The organism is Leisingera sp. ANG-S5 (genome assembly GCF_000813925.1).
Taxonomy (GTDB): Bacteria; Pseudomonadota; Alphaproteobacteria; order Rhodobacterales; family Rhodobacteraceae; genus Leisingera.
Window position 1 is genome coordinate 527784 of record NZ_JWLH01000005.1, and the last position, 24366, is coordinate 552149.

Here is a 24366-nt window from a genome sequence, read left to right on the forward strand (position 1 = left end):
TTTTTACCGGCTTTGACGTGAAAACCAGGATGTTCAGCGGGGTGTGAGGATACCGGAAGCTTGAGCAGGCGCTATCGGCACAGCCTAATCCCGAAAGACGGCAGGAAAGCAGTCATGGCGTTCATTAGGCAAGTTCAGCCCGCCTTTGCCTCGATAGGCCAGGCGGGCGGACGATTATGATGGCCGGACCGCAAACAACCGGTCTTCCCGCGGTAGCAATGTGCGCAAAGCTTTCAGGCAGCGGTAATGGTTGTTGCTGATCAGGGCATCGGTTGCTTCAGCAATTGATGACCGGCTGTCCGGGTCGGTGAAAACCTGACTCAGTTCCTCGATCCGGCGCAACATCGGCAGGCGTTCCTCTTCGGGATCCGCATCACCTGACAGGATCAGTTGTGCGGCATAGCACACGCGGCGTACCGGAGTGTTGGCTTCTTCCGGATGAATTGCGTCGCGCAAACGCAGGATGTTGGCATCCGGTGTTACAATGGACAGGCGGCTGCGGCGGTCGCCGTTTTCAATTACCGCGCCATTCACAAGGACACGCTCCTTGGGGGCAAGTTTCAGGACAAGTCCGCTCATATTCAGGATGCTCCGCTGCGGAGGCCACGCATGATGGCCGTATTGATTTCCACCAGCGGCCGGACATCGGCCTTGCGCTGAAGCACTTTGGTGGTGTGTTGTCTTGTGAATTCTCCCAGCTCGAACAAGTTCTGCTTGAGATCATCGGGCAGAGGATTGCCTTTCGAAGCGATGTCGACAGTGAAAATGGACCAAAGCTTCCGGTTGTCATTCAAGGCTGTTGCGAGTTCATTGAAGCCGCCACGGCCCTTTTGCGTCGCCGTGATCATCCTGCGGGTAATGCGGGCAATCACTTCATATTCGAAATTCTTTGCTGTCCGGGTCGGGGACTTTGCCGCCGAATAGGCACTCTTCGCCTTCAGAAGGGCATTCACGTGTTTTCCTAACGTATTATTCTTCAGGTTCTCTGAGAGGGGAAGACCGGGGCGCCATCAGCGCCCCGGTAAGGGCTGTTAACGGAACAGCTGCTGCAGGGTCTGCGGCGCCTGGTTTGCGATCGAGAGCGATTGCACCGCCAGCTGCTGCTGGGTCTGCAATGCCTTCAGCCGGGCCGACGCTTCTTCCATATTGGTGTCGGCCATGGTGCTGACACCGGATTTCAGCGAGTCTGTCAGTTTCGACACAAAGTCGTTCTGGTCAGACAGACGGTTGCTGTCCGCACCCAGCTGGGCAGCGGAGTCGATTGCAAAGGTCAGCAGCGCTTCGATCTGGGTCAGAACGTCGTCAGCGTTGGCCGAAGTCAGCGCTGAGATGGTGCCGGTGCTCAGGGAAGCGCCGGTGTCGATCGCGGAAACGGTGATCACGTCGGCAGTTGCACTGATGCCGCCCAGGACGTCGAGCTGCGAGGTTACTGCTGTATCCAGCAGGTTGGCGCCGTTGAAGCTGGCCGAGTCGATGATCGAATCGATCTGCTCTTTCTTCTTGGCCAGGTCAGCCTCGATCTTGGCGTGGTCGACGTTCTGCGAAACGCCGGCAACTGCCAGTTCACGCATTTCCTTCAGGGTTTCAACGATCTGCTCCATGCCGGAGGAGGCAACAGCCACGGTTGCTTCGCCGAAGTTCAGGGCGTCGCCCACCGCTTCGTAAGCCTGGATGTCGGATTCCATGGTCTTGGAGATGGCCCAGACAGCGGAGTTGTCCTTCGCCATGCCGACCTCTTTACCGGTCGAGATCTGGTTCTGGGTTTCTTCCAGATTGTTGTTCACGGACTTCAGGGTCTGCAGTGCAACCATTGCGCCGTTGTTGGTCAGAATGCTGGTCATAGCTTTTTCCTTTAGCTGCGGGGCGCTTTGGCCCCTGAATTACTTGCCCCTCCGGGGCGCTGTGTGACGTCTTTCTGACTGTGCGTTCCACCGTCCGGTTTCCGCGCCACCCTTCATCAGGTGCAAGGCGACTTTGGCGCAGGAGTTGCTAAGGGAGTGCTAATGACCGGATTTGGTTTTTTAGAATTTTCCCCAAATTTATTTTACGCCCGTTTTTCCAGCTTGGCGCCGTTGCGGGTGCCGTAGCGGGTTCTGCGGCCGGATTGGTCATATACGTCCAAGCCTTTGCGGATACGGCGCAATTCCGCCATCCGGGCGGCAACGGTGCGGATCCCGTCCATTGCGCTGTCCAGAAGATTCTGATTACGGGACAATTTGGTCTGCACCTGTTCCAGCGCCTCGCGTTCCAGCTCAGAAACAGAATTCAGCTTGCCGATGATTTTCTCTTTCTTGGTAAGCAAACTTTCCAGCTTACCAAGGTCGCCGGCCATCAGGGCGGTGCGTTCTTTGTCCAGGATCTCATCCAGCTCATCAATGAGCTGCTGCGGTTCAGGTTTACTCACCTTGGGTCTCCTTCAGTGCGTGATAAAGTGATTCGGCCAGGCCGATGCCGCCCGCGCGGGCGATCTGGTTGGCTTGTTCGCGGATGAGAAAACTGGAGAATTGTTCTTCGCCGGCACCGCCGCCAAAGGCCTCGCTGGCGTCACCCAGGCCAGCTGATTTCAGCATTTCCGCAAGAAAAGAGGCTTCCAGTTCGATTGCAGCCTCCCGCAACGGGTCGCTTTTTGCTGGCCGCACCGGGGTGGATGCAGACGTGGTCTGAAGCGGGATCGGTAATAGATCTGACATGTCCGGTTCTCCGGTTTGCATTCGAATTCCATCGACTTTTCCGAGACTGCCCTGCAACCGGTTAAAATTGCCGTAACCGCTTTGGGGTAACTCTGACCGGGTCGAGATAGAATGTCTGGAACAGAACATGATGATGAATCCGATCCTTGGTATTGAGCCTACTGCTGGCGGAAAGGCACCGCCTGCGTCCGTAAGGCTTCAAAATAAAATGAATAATTCCAATGACTTTTCGGATTTCTTGGCTGCAGAGGCCGGACGCGAAACTGTGACCGGTGATCCTTCCTCAACCGATAGCGAATCTGCCGTGCCGAAAGCGGAGACGGAAGATTCGGTGAGCCCTTCCGTGATTGCGGGAGAAAACGGAAACGCAGCCGGCGCGGACGCTACGACGGAAGAAACTGTGTTGCCGGAAAGTGCTGTTGAAGCAGAACCGGATGTTTCCCTACTGGGTCAGGAAGCGGTTGAAACAGCAGGAACGGATGAATCCGAACTAGACGGAACAACACAGGTGAAAACTGGTGGTCAAGGCACCGGTGGCAGCGCCAAGCAATCTATGGACGGTGCTGATGCAGACGAGGACGCAAGCGTCAAAGAGGCTGCAGATGTCACAGGGGCGCAGGAGATACCCAAGACAACGGCACTGCCTGCCAGCGAACCGGAGTCTGGAACGCAAGGTATGCCTTTGGACCGGAGCAAGACCCCAGCCGAAAGCGGCCTTCCCAAGAAAAGCATGTTTGGGGATACGTCCAAACTAGCCTCGCCCGCTGGAACGGTTGGGGGGCAGGGAAATGAACGGGTCGGCACGAACGAACAAGGTGCGCAACGGCAGCCTCTTCAGGCTACGCCAGAATCCGTGTCAGAAAGTGCGGTGGCGGCGCCGGAAGCTGAGGCCGGTAAAAGGTCTGCAACAGGCGCCGGCGCCAGCACCAAGCCGGAGTTTGCAGGACAAGCGGCTTTGGGTTCGAAGGGCAGCGTTTCGGCAGCAATGAGCACAAAAGCCCCTGGCGCAGGCACAACAGTTTCGGGTTTTCCAAATGAGAAAGCAGTCGAGCAGATTGTCTCACGGCAGCCGGAAGGCGTTACGCGCGCGATTGCAGCTGGTACGCAAGGCGCAGCGCAGGTGCTTGCAGCGGGTCAGCCGGCCTCTCGTGAAGGAGCTGGGAAAGCAGAGCTCGGTACGGTCAGCGTAACGGTCCCCGAAGAGGATTCGGCCAAAGATTTTGCCGCGGGAAAGTCTGGTTCAGGAGCGGTTCGGAATGGGGATTTTCAAGCCGCGCAAATTCCTCAGGCGGCCCAACAGGGTGCGGCGATGTTCCAGCCATTGCTGGCGGCGGGGCTCGCCGAAGCAGCCGGCGAGGCAAATCCGATTTCTCAGGCTCTTGGCCTGACCGGCGAAGCGCCAGGGCTAAGCCAGCTTTTGACTGAAGCCTCCATCGGCACGCAGGCAGCACACCGGCCGGAAATGCCGCGAATGATTGCAGCACAGATAGCAGAGGCATTTGCTGCCAAGGGCGAACAGAAGGTTGAGGTGAGCCTGAATCCGCAGGAGCTGGGGCATGTAAAAATGCGCGTCGTGACCAGCGAGACGGGTATAACGATGATTATCCAAACAGAACGCCCGGAAACGGGGGATCTGATGCGCCGCCATATCAATGAGCTGGCTGAGGAGTTCCGCCGAATGGGCTATGAGGACATCTCGTTCGAATTTAGCGGCGGTCAGACGGGCAGTGGCGGCACAGGAGACGGTGGCGAGGACGGAACCGGACAAGCAGGCAGTATGGCAAATTCGCAAACCGGAACTGAACCTGTCGCAGAACAAGCAACACAGAATCTCCGGCTCGGAACCGCCGGTGTGGACATGAGGGTCTGATCAAATGACAACAGCAGTTACCTCCGCGACCAGCCCGGCAGTACAATCCAATACAGCGCCGGCGGCCTCCCAGAAAACGTCCGGGCTGACGTCGGATTTCGAGACATTTGTGAAGATGCTGACAGCCCAGGCAACAAACCAGGATCCTCTGGAGCCAATGGATTCGACGGAGTATGCAGCGCAGCTTGCGCAATTCTCGATGGTCGAACAGCAGACAAAGAGCAACACGCTGCTGGAGGGGCTGCAATCGCAGCTTGGGCTGGCGAACATGGCAGCACTATCAGGCTGGGTGGGGATGGAAGCCCGTGCTGTGGCTCCTGGTTACTTCGATGGCAGTAACACTGTCACTATTGCACCTAACCCGGCCGCCGCCGCAGATTCGGTGACATTGGTTGTGAAGAATGCAAGCGGTACTGAAGTTCAGCGCGTCACCCTGCCTGTCTCGGCTGAGCCTTATGAATGGAATGGGCTGGATGGTGATGGAAACCCAGTAGAGGCTGGTGAGTATTCCTTTGTTGTTGAAAGCCGGAAAGGCGATGAACTTCTGCTGGAAGAATATGCCGAAGTTTACTTCAAGGTGAACGAAACCAGGATGCAAGGCGGTGAAGTGGGGCTGATCACAAAAGGTGGTTCGGTCGTTTTGGCGTCGTCCGTCAGTGCGTTGCGTGACCCCGCGGGATAACCCGGCTGTATCAACAGGCAGAAAAACTGTCTAAGAACGGGGCGGCTTAACTCTGGAGACCGCTCTGCAACCGTTGCCTGATCACTTTGTAGCCCGTTTCTTTGCGAATTTATCCGCAAAAGGGCTGCATGTGCCCGCCCCCCGGCGTTTGACCGGCGGGCGGTCAAATCATGTCTGGCGGTCTGGGGGGCTGGTGATCAAGCTTTATGCCTCAGATGGGGCTAACCCGCTGTTTGCTAATGACCCGGCGAGGGAAGGAGTGATCCTTGCGGCATTGTCCGGCACGGGCATGGTGCCGCCGCTGGTTCAAACCGGAACCTTCGAGGGGCATAGCTGGCTGAGCTATGCTCATGTCAATGGCAGCCCCTGGCAGGAAGACACCAGCCATGTGGCGCGGCTTTTGGGGCGGCTGCATGATCTGGCAGCCCCGTCCGGATTGCCGGAAGGCGTGAACGGCAGCATAGCCTTGGAAGCGCAAACACAGGCAATTATTCAAGAATGCAAAAATGGCGAGCAGCTGGCCGACTTGCGTCCTTTGGGCCGGGTTCCGCCGTCGTCGCAACTGCAGCTTATTCATGGTGACCCGGTGCCAGGCAACCTTCTGGCGCATGATGGCACATTGACACTGATCGACTGGCAATGCCCGCAGATCGGCGATCCGGCAGAAGACTTGTCGCTGTTTCTTTCGCCCGCGATGCAGCTGATGTACCGCGGTGCGCCGCTGACGCAGCCGGAGGAAGACAGCTTTTTGCAGGCCTATCCCGATCCGCGGATTGCGGGCAGAACTTTGGCCTTGAAACCGTGGTTCCACTGGCGAATGGCAGCGTATTGCCTGTGGCGGGCGGAACGCGGCGGGGAAAGGGACTGGCAGGCTTTTGAACTGGAGCGTGCAGCGCTTCAGTCCATCAGGCCCAGAACTGCATAAGCCGGCGGCATCAATACCCGCCGGGCGCGGCCAAATGGGAAGCGCGGCATTTTTTGCACTGCAGGCGAATAGGGCAATTCTGGCCTGCGCCCTTGCACCAGATCGCTGAGCAGGCGCCCGGCATAGCTGCCCATTGCAACGCCGTTGCCGTGATAGCAGAGACCTGCAAACAGGCCCGGATGATCGGGCACCGGCCCGATGAAAGGCACCAGGTTGCGCGACAGGCAGACCATGCCGGACCAGCAATGGGTGGTTTCCACATTCCGCCACTTCGGGAACATGGCCTCGAAGTCTTGCCGCAGCTTGGCCCGGATTCCGGCCTCGGCCCGGGGTGAGGCCAGCAGCCCGCCGCGCATGCCGAACAGGAAGCGCCTGTCCGGCATCAACCGGAAGTAATGCAGCAGGTTGCGGGTATCATAGGCCATCTGATGCGAAAACCAGCCTTGTGCTTGCAGTTCCTGGTCCGTCAGGGGGCGGGTTACCATGACTGTGGATTGTGCCGGCATGTACCGCCCGGCCAGCCAATCTGGCAAATCCTCAGAGGAATAGCCGTTGGTGGCAATGATGATCTTGGATGCTTTCAGATGACCCTTATTAGTCTCTATTTCATGCCCGCCACCCACATGCCGAACAGAGAGGGCCGGGCTCCGCTGGTACAGTCTTGCTCCGGCATCTGCCGCGGCGGATGCCAAGCCGAACAGGTATTTGCGCGGGTTCAGCGCAAAGCCCGCCGGCGTTGTCAGCGCGGCCTGAAAACGGCCGTTCAGCCCGTGTTCCGCCAGCTGATGACGAGAGAGGAACTCCGGTTCTTCACCAGTTTTCCGCAACTCCTCTGCGAGGGCTGACAGACGGCGCGCGGCTTTCTCATTGTGGGCCAGTTGGGTTTCCCCGCGCGAATGGGTGTCGGCGCCGATACCGTGTGTTTCCAGCAGTTCCTTCACAAGGCGCACGGCGGCCACTTCGCTGGCGTCATAGGTGTCAGCGGCGGGCTTGCCGAATACCCTGCGCATCGTGCCGCTGGACAATTTAGAACCGCCTAGACAGCAGAACCCGCCATTGCGCCCGGAGGCGCCCCAGCCGGGAGTTTCTGCTTCCAGCAGGACTACTGAGGCACCGCTTTCAGCCAAATGCAGGGCCGCTGACATTCCAGTGAAGCCGCCGCCGATGATTGCTACATCGGCAGAAGCTTCCCCTTCAAAAACCGGCCAGTCCGGTGCTGAGGCGGTTTCGTCCCACCAGCAGTTGCTGCGCGGGCCGGGACCATAGGCGTAGCCGGAGAAGATCCGGCGCATCAGGCCCGCTCCGCGGCCTGTTCCTCGCGCTTCTGGCGGGCCACCTGGTGCTTGGTCACCAGCGAGGCGGTGATGACGCCCACGGTGACGATCGAGATCATGATCGTCGACAGAGCGTTGATCTCAGGGCTGACGCCCAGGCGCACGGCGGAGAAGATCTTGATCGGCAGGGTGGTGGCCGAAGGACCGGAAGTGAAGGAGGCAATCACCAGATCATCCAGCGACAGGGTGAAGGCCAGCAGCCAGCCGGAAATCACCGCGGGAGCAATGATCGGCAGGGTCACCAGCCGGAACGCTTCAGCGGGTGAACAGCCCAGGTCCAGTGCGGCTTCCTCCAGCGAGCGGTCGAATGTCACCAGACGAGAGGACACCACCACCGAGACATAGCACATCGCGAATGTGGTATGGGCCAGAACGATGGTGAATACACCGCGGTCCAGACCGATGCCGATGAATAGCAGGAGCAGTGACAGGCCGGTGATCACCTCGGGCATCACCAGCGGCGCATAGATCATGCCGGAGAACAGCGTCCGCCCCATGAACCGCCCGCCGCGCACCAGCACATAGGCCGCAATGGTGCCCAGAACGGTGGCCATGGTTGAGGAGAACACCGCCACCTTGATGGTCACCCAGGCGGCGTTCAGGAACGCCTCATTCTGGAGCAATTCGCCGTACCACTTGGTCGAGAACCCGGCCCAAACGGTGACCAGCTTGCTTTCGTTGAAGCTGAAAATCACTAGGATCACCATCGGGATATAGAGGAAGGCGAAGCCAAGGGTCAGCGATACGGCGTTAAACCAGCTCATGCGGTTCATTGCTCTGCCTCCTGCTGTTTTTGCTGGTTGCGTTGGAACAGCACGATCGGGATCACTAGGAGCAGCAGCAGAACCACTGCCACTGCGGATGCCACGGGCCAGTCGCGGTTGGAGAAGAACTCCTCCCACAGAACCTTGCCGATCATCAGCGTGTCAGAGCCGCCCAGCAGCGACGGGATCACGAATTCACCGAGCACCGGGATGAAAACCAGGAAGCTGCCTGCAATGATGCCGGTTCTAGACAGCGGAATGGTCACCAGCCAAAAGGCCGTGAGGCGCGAGCAGCCAAGATCCTCTGCCGCTTCAATCAACGAGCCGTCCAGCCGTTCCAGCGCCGAATAAACCGGCAGGATCATGAACGGCAGGTAGGTGTAGACGATGCCGATATAGACTGCGGAATTGGTGTTCAGGATGATGAGCGGTTCAGAGATCACTCCTATCCACATCAGGAACTGGTTCAGGAACCCCTCGTTCGACAAGATCCCCATCCACGCATAGACGCGGATCAGGAAGGACGTCCAGAAAGGTAGGATCACCAGCATCATCAGGGTCGGGCGCCACTCCTCAGGTGCGCGGGCCATGCCATAGGCAATGGGGTAGCCGGCCAGCAGTGTAAAGAAGGTCGAGATGACCGCAATTTTCAGGGAACTGAGGTAGGCCTTCCAATAGAGGTCATCTTCAGTCAGCCAGACAAAGTTCTCGAAATCCAGCTCTGCGATGAAGGCGGCGATGCCCTCAGCCCAGTCGAACTGCGGGAAATAGGGCGGGCGGGCAATCGCTGCGTCCGACAGCGAGATTTTCAGAACGATGGCAAATGGCACCAGGAACAGGGCCAGCAGCCAGACATAGGGGATGGCGATCAGGACAAAGCGGCGCATCAGTCAGCCAGCAGAACGCCTGCCGTGGCGGTCCAGGACAGCCAGACAGTGTCTTCCCAAGTATAGGCACGGCGGGCGATGCGGCGGGGGTTGGCGGTCTGCGCCTTGATCACTGCACCGGTTGGCAGTTCCACATGATAGGTGGAAATATTGCCGAGATAGGCGATATCCAGAATGCGGCCCTGAACGGCGTTGTCCGCGTCGGCCGGCTTTTCGGCGCTGATCGCCACTTTCTCTGGCCGGATCGCCAGATGGCACTTTTGCCCGTCGGAAAACGCGTTCGGCGATTTGACAGTCAACGGTTCGTGGCCCTCGTGCCAGGACATGGCGTAGGCTTCGCTGCCATTGAGCTTGGCGGTGCCTTCAATCAGGTTCACGTCGCCAATGAAATCAGCCACATAGACGGAGTTCGGGCTTTCATAGATCCGGTCGGGCGTCGCCACCTGGATGATCTTGCCGTGGTCCATAACTGCCACGCGAGACGCGACAGTCATCGCCTCTTCCTGATCGTGGGTTACGATCACAAAGGTAGTGCCAGTCTTTTCCTGAATGTCCATCAGTTCGAACTGGGTTTCCTGGCGCAGCTTTTTGTCCAGCGCGCCCAGAGGTTCGTCGAGTAGCAGCAGCTTCGGGTGTTTCGCAAGCGAACGGGCGAGGGCAACGCGCTGGCGCTGGCCGCCGGAAATCTGATGCGGCTTGCGGCGGGCGAATTTCTCCAGCCGGGTCAGCCGTAGCATTTCTTCAACGCGGTCGTTGATGTCGTGCTTGGGCATCTTTTCGCGCTTCAGGCCAAAGGCGATGTTCTCCCAGATCGACAGATGCGGGAACAGCGCATAGGATTGGAACATCATGTTCACCGCGCGCTTGTTCGGCGGAACCGGCGCAATGTCTTGTCCGGCAAGAAAGATCTTGCCCTCGGTCGGGGTTTCGAACCCGGCCAGCATCCGCATCAGCGTGGTCTTGCCACAGCCGGATGGGCCCAGAAGCGCGTAGAATTCCCGCTCGTAGATGTCGATGGTCAGATTGTCGATGGCGGTGAACTCACCATAGCGTTTGGTGACGTTCTGGAAGTGGATCAAGGGCTTAGCCTCAGGATCGTTCCAGGGTTCGAATACGGAAGCAGTCAAGCCGGGCCTCTTCTGCGAAATATCACGCGGATGTATGGGATGGGCGCGCTTGGAGGACCCAGGCGCGTTACGATAGGCGGGGCGGCTGGAGCGCGCCCCGCGGGTCAGGCAACGGCTGATCAGGTGCCGGACTTGACCTTGGTCCACATGCGGGTGGCCTTGCGCTGTACTTTCGGCGGGTAGCCTTCCTTGATGTACAGGTTCTGGACGGTTTCTTCGTTCGGATAGATAGCGGGATCGCCAATCACATCCTCTTCGAGGAATTCCTGGGAGGCCTTGTTGCCGTTGGCGTAATAGACGTAGTTGGACGCGGCGGCCATGTTCTGCGCGTCCATGATGAAGTTCAGGAACTTGTGGGCGCCTTCCGGGTTCGGGGCATCAACCGGAATCGTCATCTGGTCGAACCACATCAGCGCGCCTTCCTTGGGCGCGTTGTATTCGATCTCGACACCGTTCTCGGCTTCCGCCGCGCGGTCACGCGCCTGCAGAATGTCGCCGGACCAGCCGAAGGCCACGCAGATATCGCCGTTGGCCAGGGCGTTAATGTATTCGGAGCTGTGGAACTTGGTGATATAGGGGCGAACACCCAACAGAACCGGCTCAGCCTTGGCGACCACATCCGCGTCCATGCTGTTGGGATCTTCGCCGATGTACTTGAGCGCTGCCGGGATCATTTCATCCGGGGCATCGAGGAAATGCACACCGCAGCTTGAGAGCTTTTCCATGTTGGCTGGGTTGAACACTAGCTCCAGCGAGTCGATCGGGGCGTCATCACCCAGGACTTCCTTCACTTTGGCGACGTTCACGCCGATGCCGGTGGTGCCCCACATGTAGTTGATGGAGTATTCGTTGCCGGGGTCATATTTTCCGGTACGCTCCTCGATTGCGTCCCACATGTTTCCTTTGTTTGGAAGTTTCGACGGGTCCAGCTTCTGGAAGGCACCGGCCTGGATCTGGCGCGCCATGAATGAGCCGGTCGGCACCACCACATCATAGCCGGAACCGCCTGCTAGCATTTTGGTTTCCAAAACCTCGTTGCTGTCGAAGACGTCATAGATCAGGTCGATGCCGGTTTCTTTCTCGAATTTCTCCAGCAGGCCTTCGTCGATATAGTCCGACCAGTTATAGACGCGCACTTCTTCCGCGGTTGCGGCCGCAGCGGTACCAAGAGCGACGACAGCGGTCATGGTCAACGTTTTAAGTGTCATGAATTTCTCCCTGTGGGTGCCGGCTTCCAGGTCCGGCTGCAAATAGATTTGATCAAGTTTTGAGGCGTTCGGCAATACTCTTTATGTTTTCACTTGGCTCAGGATGGTGCAAGCTGGCCAAAATCGAGGAGGAAAACCCCAGGTGACAGAGACCACTTCGCCCCCCGCAGCGGCGCAGGAAAACCCCGCAAAATTGCCTGCGCATGAGATCGTTTACCAGAAGCTGAGGGCACAGGTTCTGTTCGGCGAGCTGGTGCCCGGGCAGGCGGTAACGATCCAAGGCTTGGTCGAGGCGCTGGAGGCCGGCATGACACCGGTACGAGAGGCGATCCGGCGGCTGATCTCGGACGGAGCTCTGATGTTCCAGGGCAACCGCCGTGTGTCGGTGCCTCTGCTTGGCCCGCAGGAACTTGAAGAGTTGATTTTCGCAAGAAAAACAATAGAATGCGAGCTTGCACGCCGGGCAACTTTGCAGATCTGTGCAACAGATATCGAGGAGCTTGTGACTATCGATAACGCGCTGGACAAAGCGATCTCGACCGGCGATGTCGCAGGGTATCTGGTGCAGAACTACAGCTTTCACACAGCTCTGTACGCGCACGCAAACGCGCCGATTCTCAGCGACATTGCCGACCGTCTGTGGCTGCGTTTCGGACCTTCGCTGAGGGTGGTCAGCGGTCGTCTTGGCACTCAAAGCTTTCCGGACCGCCACAAGGACATCCTTGATGCGCTGCGGCGTCAGGACCCGGAAATGGCTGCTTTGGCAATGGAGCGCGATGTTTTTGAGGGCATGGAACATGTGGTTCAGGGATTGAAGGCCGCTAACTGATTCGATTGACACCTGAGAATTTGATCATATTCTGGTGCCAATCAGTCATTCTCAGGAGCGAGTCTCATGACCGTTATCACCAATCACATGCCGACGGCCGAGTTGCAGGCGCTGGACGCCGCCCACCACATGCATCCGTTCACCGCAAATGGTGAGTTGTCGCAGAAAGGCGCACGCATCATCACCCGCGCAGATGGCGTGCACCTGACCGACAGCGAAGGTCACCAGATTCTCGACGCGATGGCGGGCCTCTGGTGCGTCAACATCGGTTACGGCCGCGAGGAGCTGGCGGAAGTCGCCGCCCGCCAGATGCGTGAGCTGCCCTATTACAACACCTTCTTCCAGACCACCCATGTGCCGGCCATCGCGCTGGCGGCCAAAATTGCAGAGCTGGCGCCGGGCGACCTGAACAATGTGTTCTTTGCCGGTTCCGGGTCTGAAGCAAATGACACCAACATCCGTATGGTGCGCCACTATTGGGCGCTGAAGGGCAAGTCGACCAAATCCGTCATCATCAGCCGAAAGAACGCGTATCACGGGTCTTCGGTCGGCAGCGGCTCGCTGGGCGGCATGAGCGGCATGCATGCCCAGGGCGGAATGCCGATCCCGGATATCCACCATATCAATCAGCCGAACTGGTGGGCGGAGGGCGGCGACATGCCGCCGGAAGAATTCGGACTGCAGCGCGCGCGTGAGCTGGAAGAGGCGATCCTGGAACTGGGCGAGGAGCGCGTTGCGGCTTTCATCGCTGAGCCGGTGCAGGGAGCAGGCGGGGTAATCGTGCCGCCGGACAGCTACTGGCCGGAAATCCAGCGCATCTGCGACAAGTATGAAATCCTGCTTATCGCGGACGAAGTCATTTGCGGTTTTGGGCGCACCGGCAATTGGTTTGGCAGCGAAACCCTGAACATCCGGCCTGACATCATGACAATCGCCAAGGGCCTCAGCTCCGGCTATGCACCGATCGGCGGGTCGATTGTGAGTGATGAGGTCGCTTCGGTTATCGCAAGTGATGAGTTCAACCACGGTTACACCTATTCCGGCCACCCGGTCGCAGCGGCGGTTGCCTTGGAAAACCTGCGCATTCTGGAAGAGGAAAACATCCTTGGCCATGTGCGCGACGTGGCGGCCCCCTATCTGAAACAGAAATGGGAAGCACTGACCGACCACCCGCTGGTCGGCGAAGCCAAGATCGTCGGCATGATGGGATCGATTGCGCTGACTCCCAACAAGGAAACTCGCGCTGCTTTTGCCTCCGATGCAGGCACCGTCGGCTACATCTGCCGCGAGCGGTGCTTTGCCAATAATCTGGTGATGCGCCATGTCGGCGACCGGATGATCATCTCACCGCCGCTGGTGATCACGCCGGAACAGATCGACGTGCTGATCGAGCGCGCCGTGAAGTCGCTGGATGAGTGCTACGCTGAACTGAAAGAAAAGGATCTGCTGCACAGCGCCTGATTCCATTTTCCCACCCCGGCATGGGGCGACTCACCAAGGTCCGGCAATAATATTGCCGGGCCTTTTCTTCGTTTCCGGAGGTGAAAGAGTCGGTTTTTGGCTGGGAATACAAACTCTGCGGCGCAAAATGTCATAGAGGCGTCGCAAAAAGTCCGATCAAAGGACGCGGAACATGACTAGGGTTCAATCAAGGTATTCTTTGTCCGCTTGAAGTGGTTCGAAGTATGAATTTCGTACGTTCACCGGTGAAAGAATATTTTTTTCATATCTAGCGCAGGATAGCGTTGGTGTGATTAACTTCAAACAAGTGCAGAGCAAATCTGCCGGAATGACAAAACTACGGGGAGCCTGCTTTGGCTGATGCGTCAAACGTTGATGCGTTCGTTGAATTCGAACGTGTCCAAAAGAGCTATGATGGCGAAAATCTCGTTGTCAAAGACCTCAACCTCACCATGCCCAAAGGTGAATTCCTGACAATGCTTGGCCCGTCCGGGTCCGGGAAGACAACCTGCCTGATGATGCTGGCTGGTTTCGAGACCGCGACCCATGGCGATATCCGTCTGGACGGGACGTCGATCAACAACATCCCGCCGCACAAGCGCGGCATCGGCATGGTGTTTCAGAACTACGCGCTGTTTCCGCATATGACGATTGCGGAAAACCTCTCTTTCCCGCTGGAAGTCCGCAAGATGGGCAAATCCGAGCGCGAGGAAAAAGTGAAACGGGCGCTGGACATGGTGGAAATGGGCGCCTTCGGCGGCCGCCGCCCGGCGCAGCTTTCGGGCGGTCAGCAGCAGCGGATCGCGCTGGCCCGCGCGCTGGTGTTCGAGCCCGAGCTGGTTCTGATGGACGAACCGCTGGGCGCGCTCGACAAGCAGCTGCGCGAGAAGATGCAGTTCGAGATCACCCATCTGGCACACCGTCTGGGGATCACCGTGGTTTATGTGACCCACGACCAGACCGAAGCGCTCACCATGTCCGACCGTGTTGCGGTCTTTGACGACGGCCGCATCCAGCAGATCGCGCCGCCGGACCAGCTGTATGAAAGCCCGGAAAACAGCTTCGTGGCCCAGTTCATCGGCGAAAACAACACGCTCGAAGGCACCGTCAAGGAAATCAACAACGGTATCGCGCTGGTGCAGTTGGACGATGGCGAGCTGATTGACTGCAAACCGGTCAATGTCTCGCAACCCGGCGAGCGCACCCGCGTTTCAATCCGCCCCGAACGGGTGGAATACAACAAGGACCGCCTGCAAGCAGGCGTCCATACGCTCAAGGCGGAAGTTCTGGAGTTCATCTACATGGGCGACATCTTCCGCACCCGTCTGCGGGTGGCCGGCAATGATGAATTCATCATCAAGACCCGGAATGCCCCGGACCAAGTCCGTCTTCAGCCCGGTCAGCAGATCGAAATCGGCTGGCTGCCGGAAGACTGCCGCGCGCTGGACGCCTGATCCGCGCGCGCCGAACCCCCGGCAGAAGAACGACCGGGGGGAATCTCACATCTGTGAATTTCAACAAGGAGAGACTCTCTATGAAACTCAGCAAACTGTCTGCACTGGCGATGACCACCGCCCTTTGCGCCCCTTCGGCCTTTGCCGAAGAAATGGCCAATGAGCTGACTCTGGTGTCCTGGGGCGGTGCCTATCAGACCAGCCAGCACAAGGCTTATGTTGAGCCCTATATTGCGGCCAACCCTGATGTGAAAGTGGTTTGGGATGAAAGCTCGGCAGAAGCCGTGGCTAAGATCCGCGCCATGAACGAAGCCGGCAATGTCACCTGGGACCTGGTTGACGTTGTGGCCTCCGACTCCATGCGTCTTTGCGACGAAGGTCTGGCGGAAGAAATCAACCATGACGAGGACCTGGCAGCGGCACCGGATGGCACTGCGGCCACCGAAGACTTCGGCGACCTGATCGTCAGCGACTGCTTCGTGCCGCAGATCGTTTACTCGACCACCTTCGGCTACCGCACCGACCTGATCGACCAGCCGGATTCGGTTTGCGCGATCTTCGACACCGAGAAGTACCCGGGCAAGCGCTCGCTGCAGAAACGTCCGATCGACAACATGGAGTGGGCCCTCTACTGCGACGGCGTGGCAAAGGATGAGATCTACGACGTTCTGGGCACCGACGAAGGTGTGGCGCAAGCTCTGGCCAAGCTCGACACCATCAAGGACCAGGTGGTCTGGTGGACTGCTGGCGCGGAAACTCCGCAGTTGCTGGCTGACGGCGAAGTGGTTATGGGCTCGACTTTCAACGGCCGCCTGTTCTCTGCAATTGCCGAACAGGGCCAGCCGATCGGCATGCTCTGGGACATGCAGTCCTTTGACCTCGACGGCTGGGTTGTTCCGGCAGGCCTGCCCGCGGACCGCAAGGCGCGCGTGATGGACTTCCTGAAGTTCGCCACCGACACCCAGCGTCTGGCTGACCAAGCTGCCTATATCTCCTATGGCCCTGCCCGTGCCTCCTCGGCACCGCTGGTTGGCAAGCACGCCGAACTGGGCATCGACATGGCCCCGCACATGCCGACCGATCCGGCCAACGCCGGCAACGTGCATGTCTATGACTACGAATGGTGGGCAGACAACCGCGATGATCTGGACGCCAAGTTCCAGGCATGGCTGGCAAACTAATCTGACCCTTCCAAGATTGCAGGGGGCCTGCTGCGTCCAGGCCCCCTGCCCAAAAATATAAAGACCCGACGGGGAACCCTATGACTGACATTAGCCAATCCGGCCCTGTGCTGGCCGCGGACGGCACACCGCTGAAGCGCAGCCTGTCGCGGGCATTGCGGATGCAGAAATTGCGCGCGCTGATGCTGATTGCGCCGCTTCTGCTGTTCATCCTTGTGACCTTCATCTTGCCGGTGGCGGACATGCTGTTCCGCTCGGTGGAGAACCGGATTGTCCAGGACACGCTGCCCCGAACGGTTGAAGCGCTGGCGGATTGGGATCCCGCTTCGGGGCAACTGCCCGAAGAGGCCGTGTTTGCCGCGATGGCCGCGGACCTCCAGATTGCCGCCAAAGAAAAGACACACACTAGAGTCGCCAAGCGCCTGAACTATGAAAACCCGGGCGTGTCCTCTGTGTTCCGTAAATCGGGCCGCAAAGTCGGCAAATGGGACCTCGCGACCGACGGTCCGTTCCGGGAAAAACTAATCGAAATTGACGATGGCTGGGGCGACGTTGAACTGTGGCGCACCATCAAGACTTACTCCGGGTCCTTCACGTCCGGTTACTTCCTGAACGCCGTTGACATGCAGCTGGGCGCGGAAGGCCCGGAGATCCGGCCCGAGAATGAGCGGATCTACAACACCATGCTTGTCCGCACGATGCGGATGTCCTTGATCATCACCTTCAGCTGCATTCTGCTGGGCTATCCGGTGGCGTGGATTCTGGCCAACCTGCCGGCACGCAAGGCGAACCTGCTGCTGATCCTGGTGCTGCTGCCCTTCTGGACCTCTCTGCTGGTGCGGACATCAGCCTGGAAAATCCTGCTGCAGCAGCAGGGCGTGATCAACGACACCCTTGTCTGGATCGGCCTTGTGGATGATGCCAACCGATTGGTTCTGATCAACAACGAGCTGGGCACCATCATCGCGATGACGCACATCCTGCTGCCGTTCATGATCCTGCCGATGTACTCGGTGATGCAGACCATCAACCCGTCCTATCTGCGCGCCGCCAAGTCACTGGGCGCCACCGACTGGACCGCCTTCTGGCGGGTCTACTTCCCGCAGACCGTGCCGGGCATCGGCGCTGGCTCGATCCTCGTCTTCATACTGGCCGTTGGTTACTACATCACTCCGGCCCTTGTCGGCGGCACCAAAGGCACCTTCATCTCCAACCTGATTGCCTACCACATCTCGACGTCGGGCAACTGGGGCCTGGGTGCGGCGCTGGGCGCAATTCTTCTGGCGGTCGTCCTGCTCCTCTACTGGGTCTACGACAAGGTCGTCGGCATCGACAACGTTAAGCTGGGATAACCGATATGAGCGCACTTCCTCCTTATGCGACCGTTGGCCAGCGCACCTGGCACTATACCTTCCGGGTGATCTGCGGTCTGGTCTTCTTCTTCCTGATCGCACCGATCGTGGTGATTATCCCGCTCAGCTTCAACGCGCAGGACTTCTTCACCTTTACGCCGGAAATGCTGCGGCTGGACCCGGAAGGCTACTCGCTGAAGCACTACCGCGATTTCTTCAACAATGACTCCTGGCAGTCTGCGATGTGGAACTCGCTCAAGATCGCGCCGATGGCGACTATCGTTTCAGTCACCTTCGGCACGCTGGCCGCCATCGGCCTCAGCCAGCCGCATGTGCCGTTCCGCCGTGCGATCATGGCGATCCTGATTTCGCCGATGATCGTGCCGCTCATCATCTCCGCGGCGGGCATGTACTTCTTTTACAGCCGCATCGGCCTGCAGGGGACCTACATTGGCGTGGTTCTGGCGCATGCCGCGCTGGGCATTCCCTTCGTGATCATCACGGTGACGGCGACGCTGGTGGGCTTTGACCGCTCGCTGACCCGCGCCGCGGCCAACATGGGGGCAGACCCTGTGACCACCTTCTTCCGGGTGCAGATGCCGCTGATCCTGCCGGGGGTGATCTCGGGTGGCCTGTTCGCCTTCATCACGTCCTTCGACGAAGTGGTTGTGGTGCTGTTCGTCGGCTCGGCCGGGCAAAAGACGCTGCCTTGGCAGATGTTCATCGGCCTGCGCGAGCAGATCTCGCCGACCATCCTGGCGGTGGCGACAATCCTGGTAGCGATCTCCATCATGCTGCTGGCGACGGTGGAAATGCTGCGCCGCCGCTCCGAGCGCCTGCGCGGGATGTCTCCTGGCTAAACAGTACCCGCTTTGCCAGACACAAAGAGGCCCCGCGTTGCGGGGCCTTTTGCTTGAAGCCGGGTCAAAAGGGAGACGGCTCGCTCCCTTGGTTCTACCGCAGCCGCTGCAACAGATGCAGCGAGGCATAGCCATCCGGCGTCAGCCCGTTTGCCACCTGATAGGCGCGCACTGCCCCGATGGTCTTGGGCCCGATCTTGCCGTCGATACCGTCTGTGTCGAAACCAGCGCTTGTCAGCCGCTCTTGCATTTCCTCCCGTTCGGACAGCGTCAGCGCCCGGTCACCGCGCGGCCAATTCGCCTTGATCGGCGAACCACCCTTGATCCGGTCCGCCAAATGCCCGACGCCGATCACATAGGCATCTGCCGTGTTATAGCGTTCCAGTACAGCGAAGTTTTGGAAGATCATAAACGCAGCACCCTCGCTGCCCGCAGGCAGCAGGATTGAGGCGGGCCCGTGATCCTTCACCGCACGCCCATCCAGCCCCTTGATGCCTAAAGCCGCCCAGTCGGCGGGCGATTTCTCAATGTCGCGATCAGCCAGGGTGTAATCAAACCCCTTGGGCAGGGTCACCTCCACCCCCCAAGGCTGCCCTTTCACCCAGCCAAACTGCTTCAGATACGCGGCGGTTGAGGCCAGCGCATCAGCCGGGTTGTCCGACCAGATGTCCCGCTTGCCGTCACCGGTGAAATCCACCGCATAGTCCAGATAGGACGTAGGGATGAATTGGGTATGTCCCATCGCCCCGGCCCAGCTGCCGGTCATCTTGCGGGCGGCAACATCGCCTGCCTGCAGGATCTTCAGCGCCGCAAACAGCTGACCCTCAAAGAACTCTCCGCGCCGCCCGTCAAAGGCGAGGGTCGCAAGCGAGCGGACCACATCCATCTTTCCGCGGAAGGTGCCATAGCTGCTTTCCAGCCCCCAGATCGCCACCACGATCTCTTTCTCGACGCCGTATTTGCCCTCGATCTGATCCAGCCGCGCCTGCTGGTCGCGCAGCGCTGCCTTGCCGTTCTTCACCCGCAGGTCCGACGCCGCGCTGTCCAGGTAGTCCCAGATCGTCTTGGTGAACTCCGACTGGTTGCGGTCGCGGCGGATCACTTCGGGGTCATAGCTCACACCGTCAAAGGCACTGTCCAGCACCGGCACGCTGATCCCTTGTGCCCCTGCGCGGTCTTTGAATGCCGCAATCCAGTCTTTGAAGCTTACTTCGGCTGCTGCCTGTTCCACCGCGGCCTGCTGGAGCGCGGCTGGCCTAGCGACCGGTCTCAAAGTTGTGGCAGACGCCAGCAAATAGCTTTCACCTAGCCCCTCCTGTTTCGCGGCCCCGGGCCGCTCGGCGGGCCTCAAGGAGTTGTCCGTCGCGGCCTCTGCCGCCATTGCGCTGCCTGCTACCAGCGATACAGCCATCCATTTGCGCATGATGCACCTCGTTATTCACTGCCCAGCTCCAGTTTAGCGGCAGCGCGAACCGGGTAAAGAGGTCAGTCCCGGCGTGTGCGGGGCGCCGCCTGCCATCGCTACTGCCGGTGCTCCTGGCGCAGCTGGTCCAGGGCGTCGCGCAGCATGGGCACCCGGTGCGGACGAAAGCTTTGATCCGTCACTTGCAGGCCGCGCATCCGGTCCAGCCGGAACACCCGCACCGCCTGACGCAGGCAGCACCAGGCGATCAGCACGGTCGAGCGGTCGAAGTACACCACGCTCAGCGGTTTCACCTGCCGCTCGGTCACCGCGCCATACCCGTCTGTATAGCCGAAACGCACCTCGACCTCGTCCCAGGCAGCCTGGCGCAGGTCCTGCGCCGAGATTGCTGGCGGGATCGGGCGCTCAAACCGGTAAGGTGCCAGCACCGCGTGGCGCAGCCGGTGTGCCTGCCTTGGAGGCAGTCGCGCCTGCAGCTTGCGTAATGCTTCAGAGGCTGCGGTGGCCAGCTCCGGGTCGCCGATCAGCTCAACCTCGCGCAGGCCAAGCACCAGTGCCTCCAGTTCCGTGTCCCGGAAACCCATCGGCGGCAGCGCATTGTCCTCAATCAGGGTAAAGCCGTACCCCGCCTCGCCATCAATCACCGCCCCCATCTCGCGCAGAGTCGCGATGTCGCGGTGGATGCTGCGGGCTGACACGCCCAATTCCTCCCCCAGCCGCGCCGCGGTATGCGGGCCGGGCCCCAGGCGCAGGGCCTGCATCAGCTGAAAGAGGCGGTGAGTTCGGGACATGCCTGATCATCCTATGCCCTGATGACACTATCTGTCATCAGGCGGGTTTAGAGAAAGGCGAGTAAACGCAACGAACAGGATTTGACAAATGCTTTCCCTCCTCACCTTCCCTAAAGGCTTCGGCTTGTTCAGCATGAGCCCCTTCTGCATAAAATCTGCTCTGATGCTGGAGCTGTCCGGCCAGCCCTGGCAGCGCAGCGACATGCTGGACCCGACCGAAATGCCGCACCGGAAGCTGCCGGTTCTTGCGACGCCTGACGGGCAGATTGCTGACAGCGACGGCATCCGCGACTGGCTTGAGGGGCAGGGGGCCGACTTCGACGAAGGTCTGACCACTGCAGATCGCGCCCACACTCGTGCCTGGGTCCGGCTGGCGGAATACCACCTGGGCCTGCACCTGCTGCAAATGCGCTGGAATGACGATGCGGTCTGGCCCGAGGTGCGGGATCAGATCTTCCAGCCGGTTCCCGAACCCATGCGCGAAGAGATCAGCGCCCCGGTCAGGAAGGAAATCCAGAACGGGCTTCAGTGGCAGGGCCTCGCACGTTTCACCGATGGGGAGCGGATGCACCGGCTGGAACAGGATCTGAAACCCATAAAAGCACTTACCAGTGAACGTCCGTACTTGATGGGGGACCGCATCACCTCGGCTGACTTGAGCGTGGCTCCGTTCCTGATCTCCATGCTGCAGACGTCTGAGGCGTCACAGATCAGCAAACGCTTGCGCGATGATGCGGTTCTGTGCGCCTATCTAAGCCGTGTAACCGAAACGGTGCCCTTGCCATGAAACCTGCCTTTGCCAACCCGGAGATCGAGGCCGCCTTTGCGGTCTCCGACCCGCTGGCGCGGGAGGGGTTGCTTAGGCTCCGGCAGCTGATCTTTGAAACCGCCGCCGAAACGCCGGAAGCGGGCCGGGTGGAGGAAGTGCTGCGCTGGGGCCAGCCTTCTTACGTCACGCCAGAAACCAGAACGGGGTCCACCATCCGGTTGGGGGTGCCGAAGGGTGCACGCTTTGCGCTCTTTGTGCATTGCCAAAGCCGCCTGATCTCGGAGTTCGCCTTGGCATTCCCTGCCTGGGACCGGTTTGAGGGGACCCGCGCCGTCCTGTTTGACGACCCGCAGAATGTGGAGCCGCTGCGTCACGGCTGGCTGATCAAGCGGGCGCTGACCTACAAGATCCGCGCGCCGCTGGAAATTCCGGCATAGACCCGATCAGGTCTGCCCTATCGGGGCAGACTTTATTTGCGCCGCTTGCGCTCCACCTTGCGCTTCACCTTGGCAGCCTTGTGTTTGGACTTGGCCGCCTTCCGCTTCACCGTGCGGCCTGCCGGGCTGCGGCGGCCGCGCTGGCCTCCGCCTGCGGGTATCGGGACCTCTTCCAGCGCCAGCAGTTCCAGCTCCAGCCCGCCAGTGACAGGTGCCGCCTGAGTCAGCCGCACCGTCACGCGCTGGCCGATAGTCAGGGTCATGCCGGTGTCCGCCCCTGTCAGCGTGCCGGACTGGGCGTCAAAGTGGAAGAACTCCCGTCCGATGGAGCGCACCGGCACCAGACCGTCAGCGCCGGTCTCGTCCAGCTTCACAAAGGCACCAAATCGGGCAATGCCGCTGATCCGGCCTTCGAACTCGTTGCCCACACGCTCGCTGAGGTAAGAGGCCAAATAACGGTCCGTGGTGTCCCGCTCCGCAATCATTGAGCGCCGCTCGGTATCCGAGATATGGGTTGCAGTATCTTCCAGCCGCTCGATCTGGGTCTCATCCAGCCCGTCGTCGCCCCAGCCGTGCGAGGAGACCAGCGAGCGGTGCACGATCAGGTCGGCATAACGGCGGATCGGCGAGGTGAAATGCGCGTAGTTCCTAAGCGCTAGGCCAAAGTGCCCGAAGTTCTCCGGGTTGTAATAGGCCTGCTGCATCGATCTCAGGGTGGAGATATTGATCAGTTCCGCATCGTCCGTTCCTGCCGCCTGGTTCAAAAGCGCATTCAAATGCCGGGTCTGCAGCACCTGCCCTTTGGCCAGGCTGAGGCCCGCCGCCTGCGCGGTCTCGCGCAAACTTTCCAGTTTCTCCTGTGCCGGCTCCTCGTGCACCCGGAACAGCAAGGGCGAGCGTTTCTTGATCAGCGTTTCAGCTGCGGCCACATTGGCGAGGATCATGAATTCCTCGATCAGCTTGTGCGCATCCAGCCGGTCGCGGAAGGCAACCGAGGTCACGTTGCCATCCTCATCCAGCACGATCTTGCGTTCCGGCAGGTCCAGATCCAGCGGCTCGCGCTCAGCCCGGGCCTTTGTTAGAGCCTTATATGCGGCAAACAGCGGCTGGATAACATCATCGAGCAGGGGTGCTGTCTTGTCGTTCGCATTGCCGCCCTGCGCCTCCTGCACTTCGGCGTAATTGAGTGAGGCTACAGACTGCATCAGCCCGCGCACGAATGTGTGGGCAATCTTGTTGCCCTCGGCGTCCACCTGCATCCGCACCGCGATACAGGCGCGCGGCACGCCTTCGTGCAAACTGCACAGGTCGCCCGACAACCGGTCCGGCAGCATCGGCACCACGCGGTCGGGGAAATAGCTGGAATTGCCGCGCTTCTTCGCCTCGCGGTCCAGCGCCGAGCCGGGGCGCACATAGGCGGCCACATCGGCAATCGCCACCCAGATCACATGGCCGCCCGGGTTTTTGGGATCGTCATCGGCGTGGGCATAACACGCGTCGTCATGATCGCGCGCATCCGCCGGGTCGATGGTGACCAGCGGCAGTTCCCGCAGATCCTTGCGGCCCTTCAGGCCCGCGGGTTTTGCGGCATCAGCCTCTGCCATCACCGGATCGGGGAAATGGTCGGGAATGCCATGCTGGTGAATGGCGATGAGCGACACTGCCTTGGGGGCGGTCGGGTCGCCCAGCCGTTCCACGATACGCGCGCGCGGCAGGCCCATGCGGCCCTTGGGGCCTGCCTGCTCAGCCTCGACCAGTTCGCCGTCCTTGGCGCCATTGACCGCGTCCGGCGCCACCATCCACTCATTCGACGCGGCCTTGTCGATTGGAACAATCCGCCCGCCCTCGGAGCCTTTGCGGAAGATGCCCAGAACCCGCTTGGGGTTGGTGCCGATCCGGCGGATCAGCCGCGCCTCGTAATTGTGGTCCTGATCCGGGACCATCTGCAGCTTGGCCAGGATCTTATCGCCCTCGCCCAGTGCCGGGTCCGAGGGTTTGGTCAGGATCAGGATGATCGGCTCTACACCTTCGCCATGCCATTCCAGCGGACGCCCGTACAGGTCGCCATCCTCGTTCAGTGCCTTCACCTGCAGCACCGTCACCGGCGGCAGCTGGTCCGGGTCGCGGTAGGTCTTCTTGCGCTTCTGCAAATGCCCTTCGGCCTCCAGCTCCTTCAGGATGCGCTTGAGGTCGATGCGGTCGGCGCCCTTGATGCCAAAGGCCTTGGCAATGTCGCGCTTGGAGGTATGGGTCGGGTTGGCGGAGATCCAGTCGAGGATTTCGGCCTTGGAGGGAATGCGGCTCATACCTCCCGCCTAGCAT

At 59.9% G+C, this 24366-nt stretch carries 23 protein-coding genes and 1 pseudogene; 11 read left to right on the top strand and 13 right to left on the bottom strand.

What is annotated here, in order from left to right; genetic code table 11:
* Nucleotides 1-174: 174 nt before the first annotated feature.
* The 5 genes from flbT to RA25_RS10865 form a co-directional block, all read right to left on the bottom strand.
* Entirely contained in the window at nt 175-579 is a 405-nt protein-coding gene (gene flbT / locus RA25_RS10845) for a flagellar biosynthesis repressor FlbT (protein WP_019295212.1), read from the bottom strand.
* A gap of 2 nt (nt 580-581) precedes the next feature.
* Nucleotides 582-953, bottom strand: coding sequence for a flagellar biosynthesis regulator FlaF (gene flaF, locus RA25_RS10850; protein ID WP_039172149.1), 372 nt, complete (start codon nt 951-953; stop codon nt 582-584).
* 78 nt (nt 954-1031) lie between these two features.
* Nucleotides 1032-1841, bottom strand: a complete 810-nt coding sequence (locus RA25_RS10855) for a flagellin N-terminal helical domain-containing protein (RefSeq protein WP_039172153.1) — start codon at nt 1839-1841, stop codon at nt 1032-1034.
* Nucleotides 1842-2044: 203 nt separating this feature from the next.
* Nucleotides 2045-2404 (bottom strand): flagellar export chaperone FlgN, encoded by a 360-nt coding sequence (locus RA25_RS10860; RefSeq protein ID WP_039147648.1) that lies wholly within the window; start codon nt 2402-2404, stop codon nt 2045-2047.
* The gene (locus RA25_RS10865) at nt 2397-2711 is read right to left on the bottom strand and encodes a rod-binding protein (protein ID WP_019295208.1); all 315 of its coding nucleotides are present in this window, start codon (nt 2709-2711) and stop codon (nt 2397-2399) included. Before RA25_RS10865 ends, RA25_RS10860 begins: the two co-directional genes overlap by 8 nt.
* A gap of 106 nt (nt 2712-2817) precedes the next feature.
* On the opposite strand from RA25_RS10865, the gene RA25_RS10870 reads away from it, so the two are divergent.
* The 3 genes from RA25_RS10870 (at nt 2818) to RA25_RS10880 (ending at nt 6167) form a co-directional block, all read left to right on the top strand.
* Nucleotides 2818-4560: a flagellar hook-length control protein FliK gene (locus RA25_RS10870; protein WP_082023059.1), complete on the top strand. Its 1743-nt coding sequence runs from the start codon at nt 2818-2820 to the stop codon at nt 4558-4560.
* Nucleotides 4561-4564: 4 nt separating this feature from the next.
* A complete protein-coding gene (locus tag RA25_RS10875) occupies nt 4565-5242 on the top strand; it encodes a flagellar hook capping FlgD N-terminal domain-containing protein (RefSeq protein WP_019295206.1) in 678 nt (225 codons plus the stop codon).
* 148 nt (nt 5243-5390) lie between these two features.
* Nucleotides 5391-6167 (top strand): aminoglycoside phosphotransferase family protein, encoded by a 777-nt coding sequence (locus tag RA25_RS10880; protein WP_082023060.1) that lies wholly within the window; start codon nt 5391-5393, stop codon nt 6165-6167.
* On the opposite strand, the gene RA25_RS10885 is transcribed toward RA25_RS10880, so the two are convergent.
* The 5 genes from RA25_RS10885 to RA25_RS10905 form a co-directional block, all read right to left on the bottom strand.
* Nucleotides 6140-7459, bottom strand: a complete 1320-nt coding sequence (locus tag RA25_RS10885) for an NAD(P)/FAD-dependent oxidoreductase (protein ID WP_193747972.1) — start codon at nt 7457-7459, stop codon at nt 6140-6142. The two genes, RA25_RS10880 and RA25_RS10885, sit on opposite strands and share 28 nt — an antisense overlap.
* Nucleotides 7459-8274 carry an ABC transporter permease gene (locus RA25_RS10890; protein WP_019295203.1) on the bottom strand — a complete coding sequence of 272 codons (816 nt, stop codon included), beginning with the start codon at nt 8272-8274 and terminating at the stop codon, nt 7459-7461. The genes RA25_RS10885 and RA25_RS10890 overlap by 1 nt, the downstream gene beginning before the upstream one ends.
* A complete protein-coding gene (locus RA25_RS10895) occupies nt 8271-9152 on the bottom strand; it encodes an ABC transporter permease subunit (protein WP_019295202.1) in 882 nt (293 codons plus the stop codon). Before RA25_RS10895 ends, RA25_RS10890 begins: the two co-directional genes overlap by 4 nt.
* Entirely contained in the window at nt 9152-10279 is a 1128-nt protein-coding gene (locus tag RA25_RS10900; RefSeq protein ID WP_039136963.1) for an ABC transporter ATP-binding protein, read from the bottom strand. Before RA25_RS10900 ends, RA25_RS10895 begins: the two co-directional genes overlap by 1 nt.
* Nucleotides 10280-10398: 119 nt before the next feature.
* Nucleotides 10399-11487, bottom strand: a complete 1089-nt coding sequence (locus RA25_RS10905; RefSeq protein WP_029204720.1) for a polyamine ABC transporter substrate-binding protein — start codon at nt 11485-11487, stop codon at nt 10399-10401.
* A 142-nt stretch (nt 11488-11629) separates the two neighbouring features.
* Here RA25_RS10905 and RA25_RS10910 point away from each other — a divergent pair, with 142 nt between their 5' ends.
* The 6 genes and pseudogenes from RA25_RS10910 to RA25_RS10935 form a co-directional block, all read left to right on the top strand.
* The gene (locus RA25_RS10910) at nt 11630-12316 is read left to right on the top strand and encodes a GntR family transcriptional regulator (protein ID WP_019295199.1); all 687 of its coding nucleotides are present in this window, start codon (nt 11630-11632) and stop codon (nt 12314-12316) included.
* A gap of 66 nt (nt 12317-12382) precedes the next feature.
* The gene (locus tag RA25_RS10915; RefSeq protein ID WP_039172162.1) at nt 12383-13777 is read left to right on the top strand and encodes an aspartate aminotransferase family protein; all 1395 of its coding nucleotides are present in this window, start codon (nt 12383-12385) and stop codon (nt 13775-13777) included.
* Nucleotides 13778-14130: 353 nt separating this feature from the next.
* Entirely contained in the window at nt 14131-15231 is a 1101-nt protein-coding gene (locus RA25_RS10920; RefSeq protein WP_019295197.1) for an ABC transporter ATP-binding protein, read from the top strand.
* An 80-nt stretch (nt 15232-15311) separates the two neighbouring features.
* The gene (locus tag RA25_RS10925) at nt 15312-16412 is read left to right on the top strand and encodes an extracellular solute-binding protein (protein WP_019295196.1); all 1101 of its coding nucleotides are present in this window, start codon (nt 15312-15314) and stop codon (nt 16410-16412) included.
* 80 nt (nt 16413-16492) lie between these two features.
* Nucleotides 16493-17764, top strand: coding sequence for an ABC transporter permease (locus tag RA25_RS10930; protein ID WP_019295195.1), 1272 nt, complete (start codon nt 16493-16495; stop codon nt 17762-17764).
* A 14-nt stretch (nt 17765-17778) separates the two neighbouring features.
* Nucleotides 17779-18624: pseudogene (locus RA25_RS10935) on the top strand (ABC transporter permease); the annotation flags it as partial.
* Nucleotides 18625-18718: 94 nt separating this feature from the next.
* Here RA25_RS10935 and RA25_RS10940 read toward each other — a convergent pair.
* Together RA25_RS10940 and RA25_RS10945 are read right to left on the bottom strand one after the other, a co-directional pair.
* Nucleotides 18719-20047, bottom strand: a complete 1329-nt coding sequence (locus RA25_RS10940) for a lytic murein transglycosylase (protein WP_039172164.1) — start codon at nt 20045-20047, stop codon at nt 18719-18721.
* A 98-nt stretch (nt 20048-20145) separates the two neighbouring features.
* Nucleotides 20146-20838: a helix-turn-helix transcriptional regulator gene (locus tag RA25_RS10945; protein WP_019295192.1), complete on the bottom strand. Its 693-nt coding sequence runs from the start codon at nt 20836-20838 to the stop codon at nt 20146-20148.
* Nucleotides 20839-20971: 133 nt separating this feature from the next.
* Here RA25_RS10945 and RA25_RS10950 point away from each other — a divergent pair, with 133 nt between their 5' ends.
* Both RA25_RS10950 and RA25_RS10955 read left to right on the top strand, forming a co-directional pair.
* On the top strand, nt 20972-21625 hold the full coding sequence (locus RA25_RS10950) for a glutathione S-transferase family protein (RefSeq protein ID WP_275041668.1): 654 nt from the start codon (nt 20972-20974) through the stop codon (nt 21623-21625).
* Nucleotides 21622-22044: a DUF1801 domain-containing protein gene (locus RA25_RS10955; protein ID WP_039147661.1), complete on the top strand. Its 423-nt coding sequence runs from the start codon at nt 21622-21624 to the stop codon at nt 22042-22044. The genes RA25_RS10950 and RA25_RS10955 overlap by 4 nt, the downstream gene beginning before the upstream one ends.
* Nucleotides 22045-22076: 32 nt before the next feature.
* Here the strand turns inward: RA25_RS10955 and rnr are convergent, their stop codons facing one another.
* Nucleotides 22077-24350: a ribonuclease R gene (gene rnr, locus RA25_RS10960; RefSeq protein WP_039172168.1), complete on the bottom strand. Its 2274-nt coding sequence runs from the start codon at nt 24348-24350 to the stop codon at nt 22077-22079.
* Between the last annotated feature and the right edge of the window lie 16 nt (nt 24351-24366).

Coding starts and splice junctions, on each gene's coding strand:
- RA25_RS10905 (WP_029204720.1), bottom strand. CDS start 11,487: ATGACACTTAAAACGTTGACCATGACCGCTGTCGTCGCTCTTGGTACC.
- RA25_RS10925 (WP_019295196.1), top strand. CDS start 15,312: ATGAAACTCAGCAAACTGTCTGCACTGGCGATGACCACCGCCCTTTGC.
- RA25_RS10940 (WP_039172164.1), bottom strand. CDS start 20,047: ATGCGCAAATGGATGGCTGTATCGCTGGTAGCAGGCAGCGCAATGGCG.
- RA25_RS10865 (WP_019295208.1), bottom strand. CDS start 2,711: ATGCAAACCGGAGAACCGGACATGTCAGATCTATTACCGATCCCGCTT.
- RA25_RS10870 (WP_082023059.1), top strand. CDS start 2,818: ATGATGATGAATCCGATCCTTGGTATTGAGCCTACTGCTGGCGGAAAG.
- RA25_RS10930 (WP_019295195.1), top strand. CDS start 16,493: ATGACTGACATTAGCCAATCCGGCCCTGTGCTGGCCGCGGACGGCACA.
- RA25_RS10855 (WP_039172153.1), bottom strand. CDS start 1,841: ATGACCAGCATTCTGACCAACAACGGCGCAATGGTTGCACTGCAGACC.
- RA25_RS10915 (WP_039172162.1), top strand. CDS start 12,383: ATGACCGTTATCACCAATCACATGCCGACGGCCGAGTTGCAGGCGCTG.
- flbT (WP_019295212.1), bottom strand. CDS start 579: ATGAGCGGACTTGTCCTGAAACTTGCCCCCAAGGAGCGTGTCCTTGTG.
- RA25_RS10955 (WP_039147661.1), top strand. CDS start 21,622: ATGAAACCTGCCTTTGCCAACCCGGAGATCGAGGCCGCCTTTGCGGTC.
- rnr (WP_039172168.1), bottom strand. CDS start 24,350: ATGAGCCGCATTCCCTCCAAGGCCGAAATCCTCGACTGGATCTCCGCC.
- RA25_RS10890 (WP_019295203.1), bottom strand. CDS start 8,274: ATGAACCGCATGAGCTGGTTTAACGCCGTATCGCTGACCCTTGGCTTC.
- RA25_RS10945 (WP_019295192.1), bottom strand. CDS start 20,838: ATGTCCCGAACTCACCGCCTCTTTCAGCTGATGCAGGCCCTGCGCCTG.
- RA25_RS10885 (WP_193747972.1), bottom strand. CDS start 7,459: ATGCGCCGGATCTTCTCCGGCTACGCCTATGGTCCCGGCCCGCGCAGC.
- RA25_RS10895 (WP_019295202.1), bottom strand. CDS start 9,152: ATGCGCCGCTTTGTCCTGATCGCCATCCCCTATGTCTGGCTGCTGGCC.
- RA25_RS10875 (WP_019295206.1), top strand. CDS start 4,565: ATGACAACAGCAGTTACCTCCGCGACCAGCCCGGCAGTACAATCCAAT.
- RA25_RS10950 (WP_275041668.1), top strand. CDS start 20,972: ATGAGCCCCTTCTGCATAAAATCTGCTCTGATGCTGGAGCTGTCCGGC.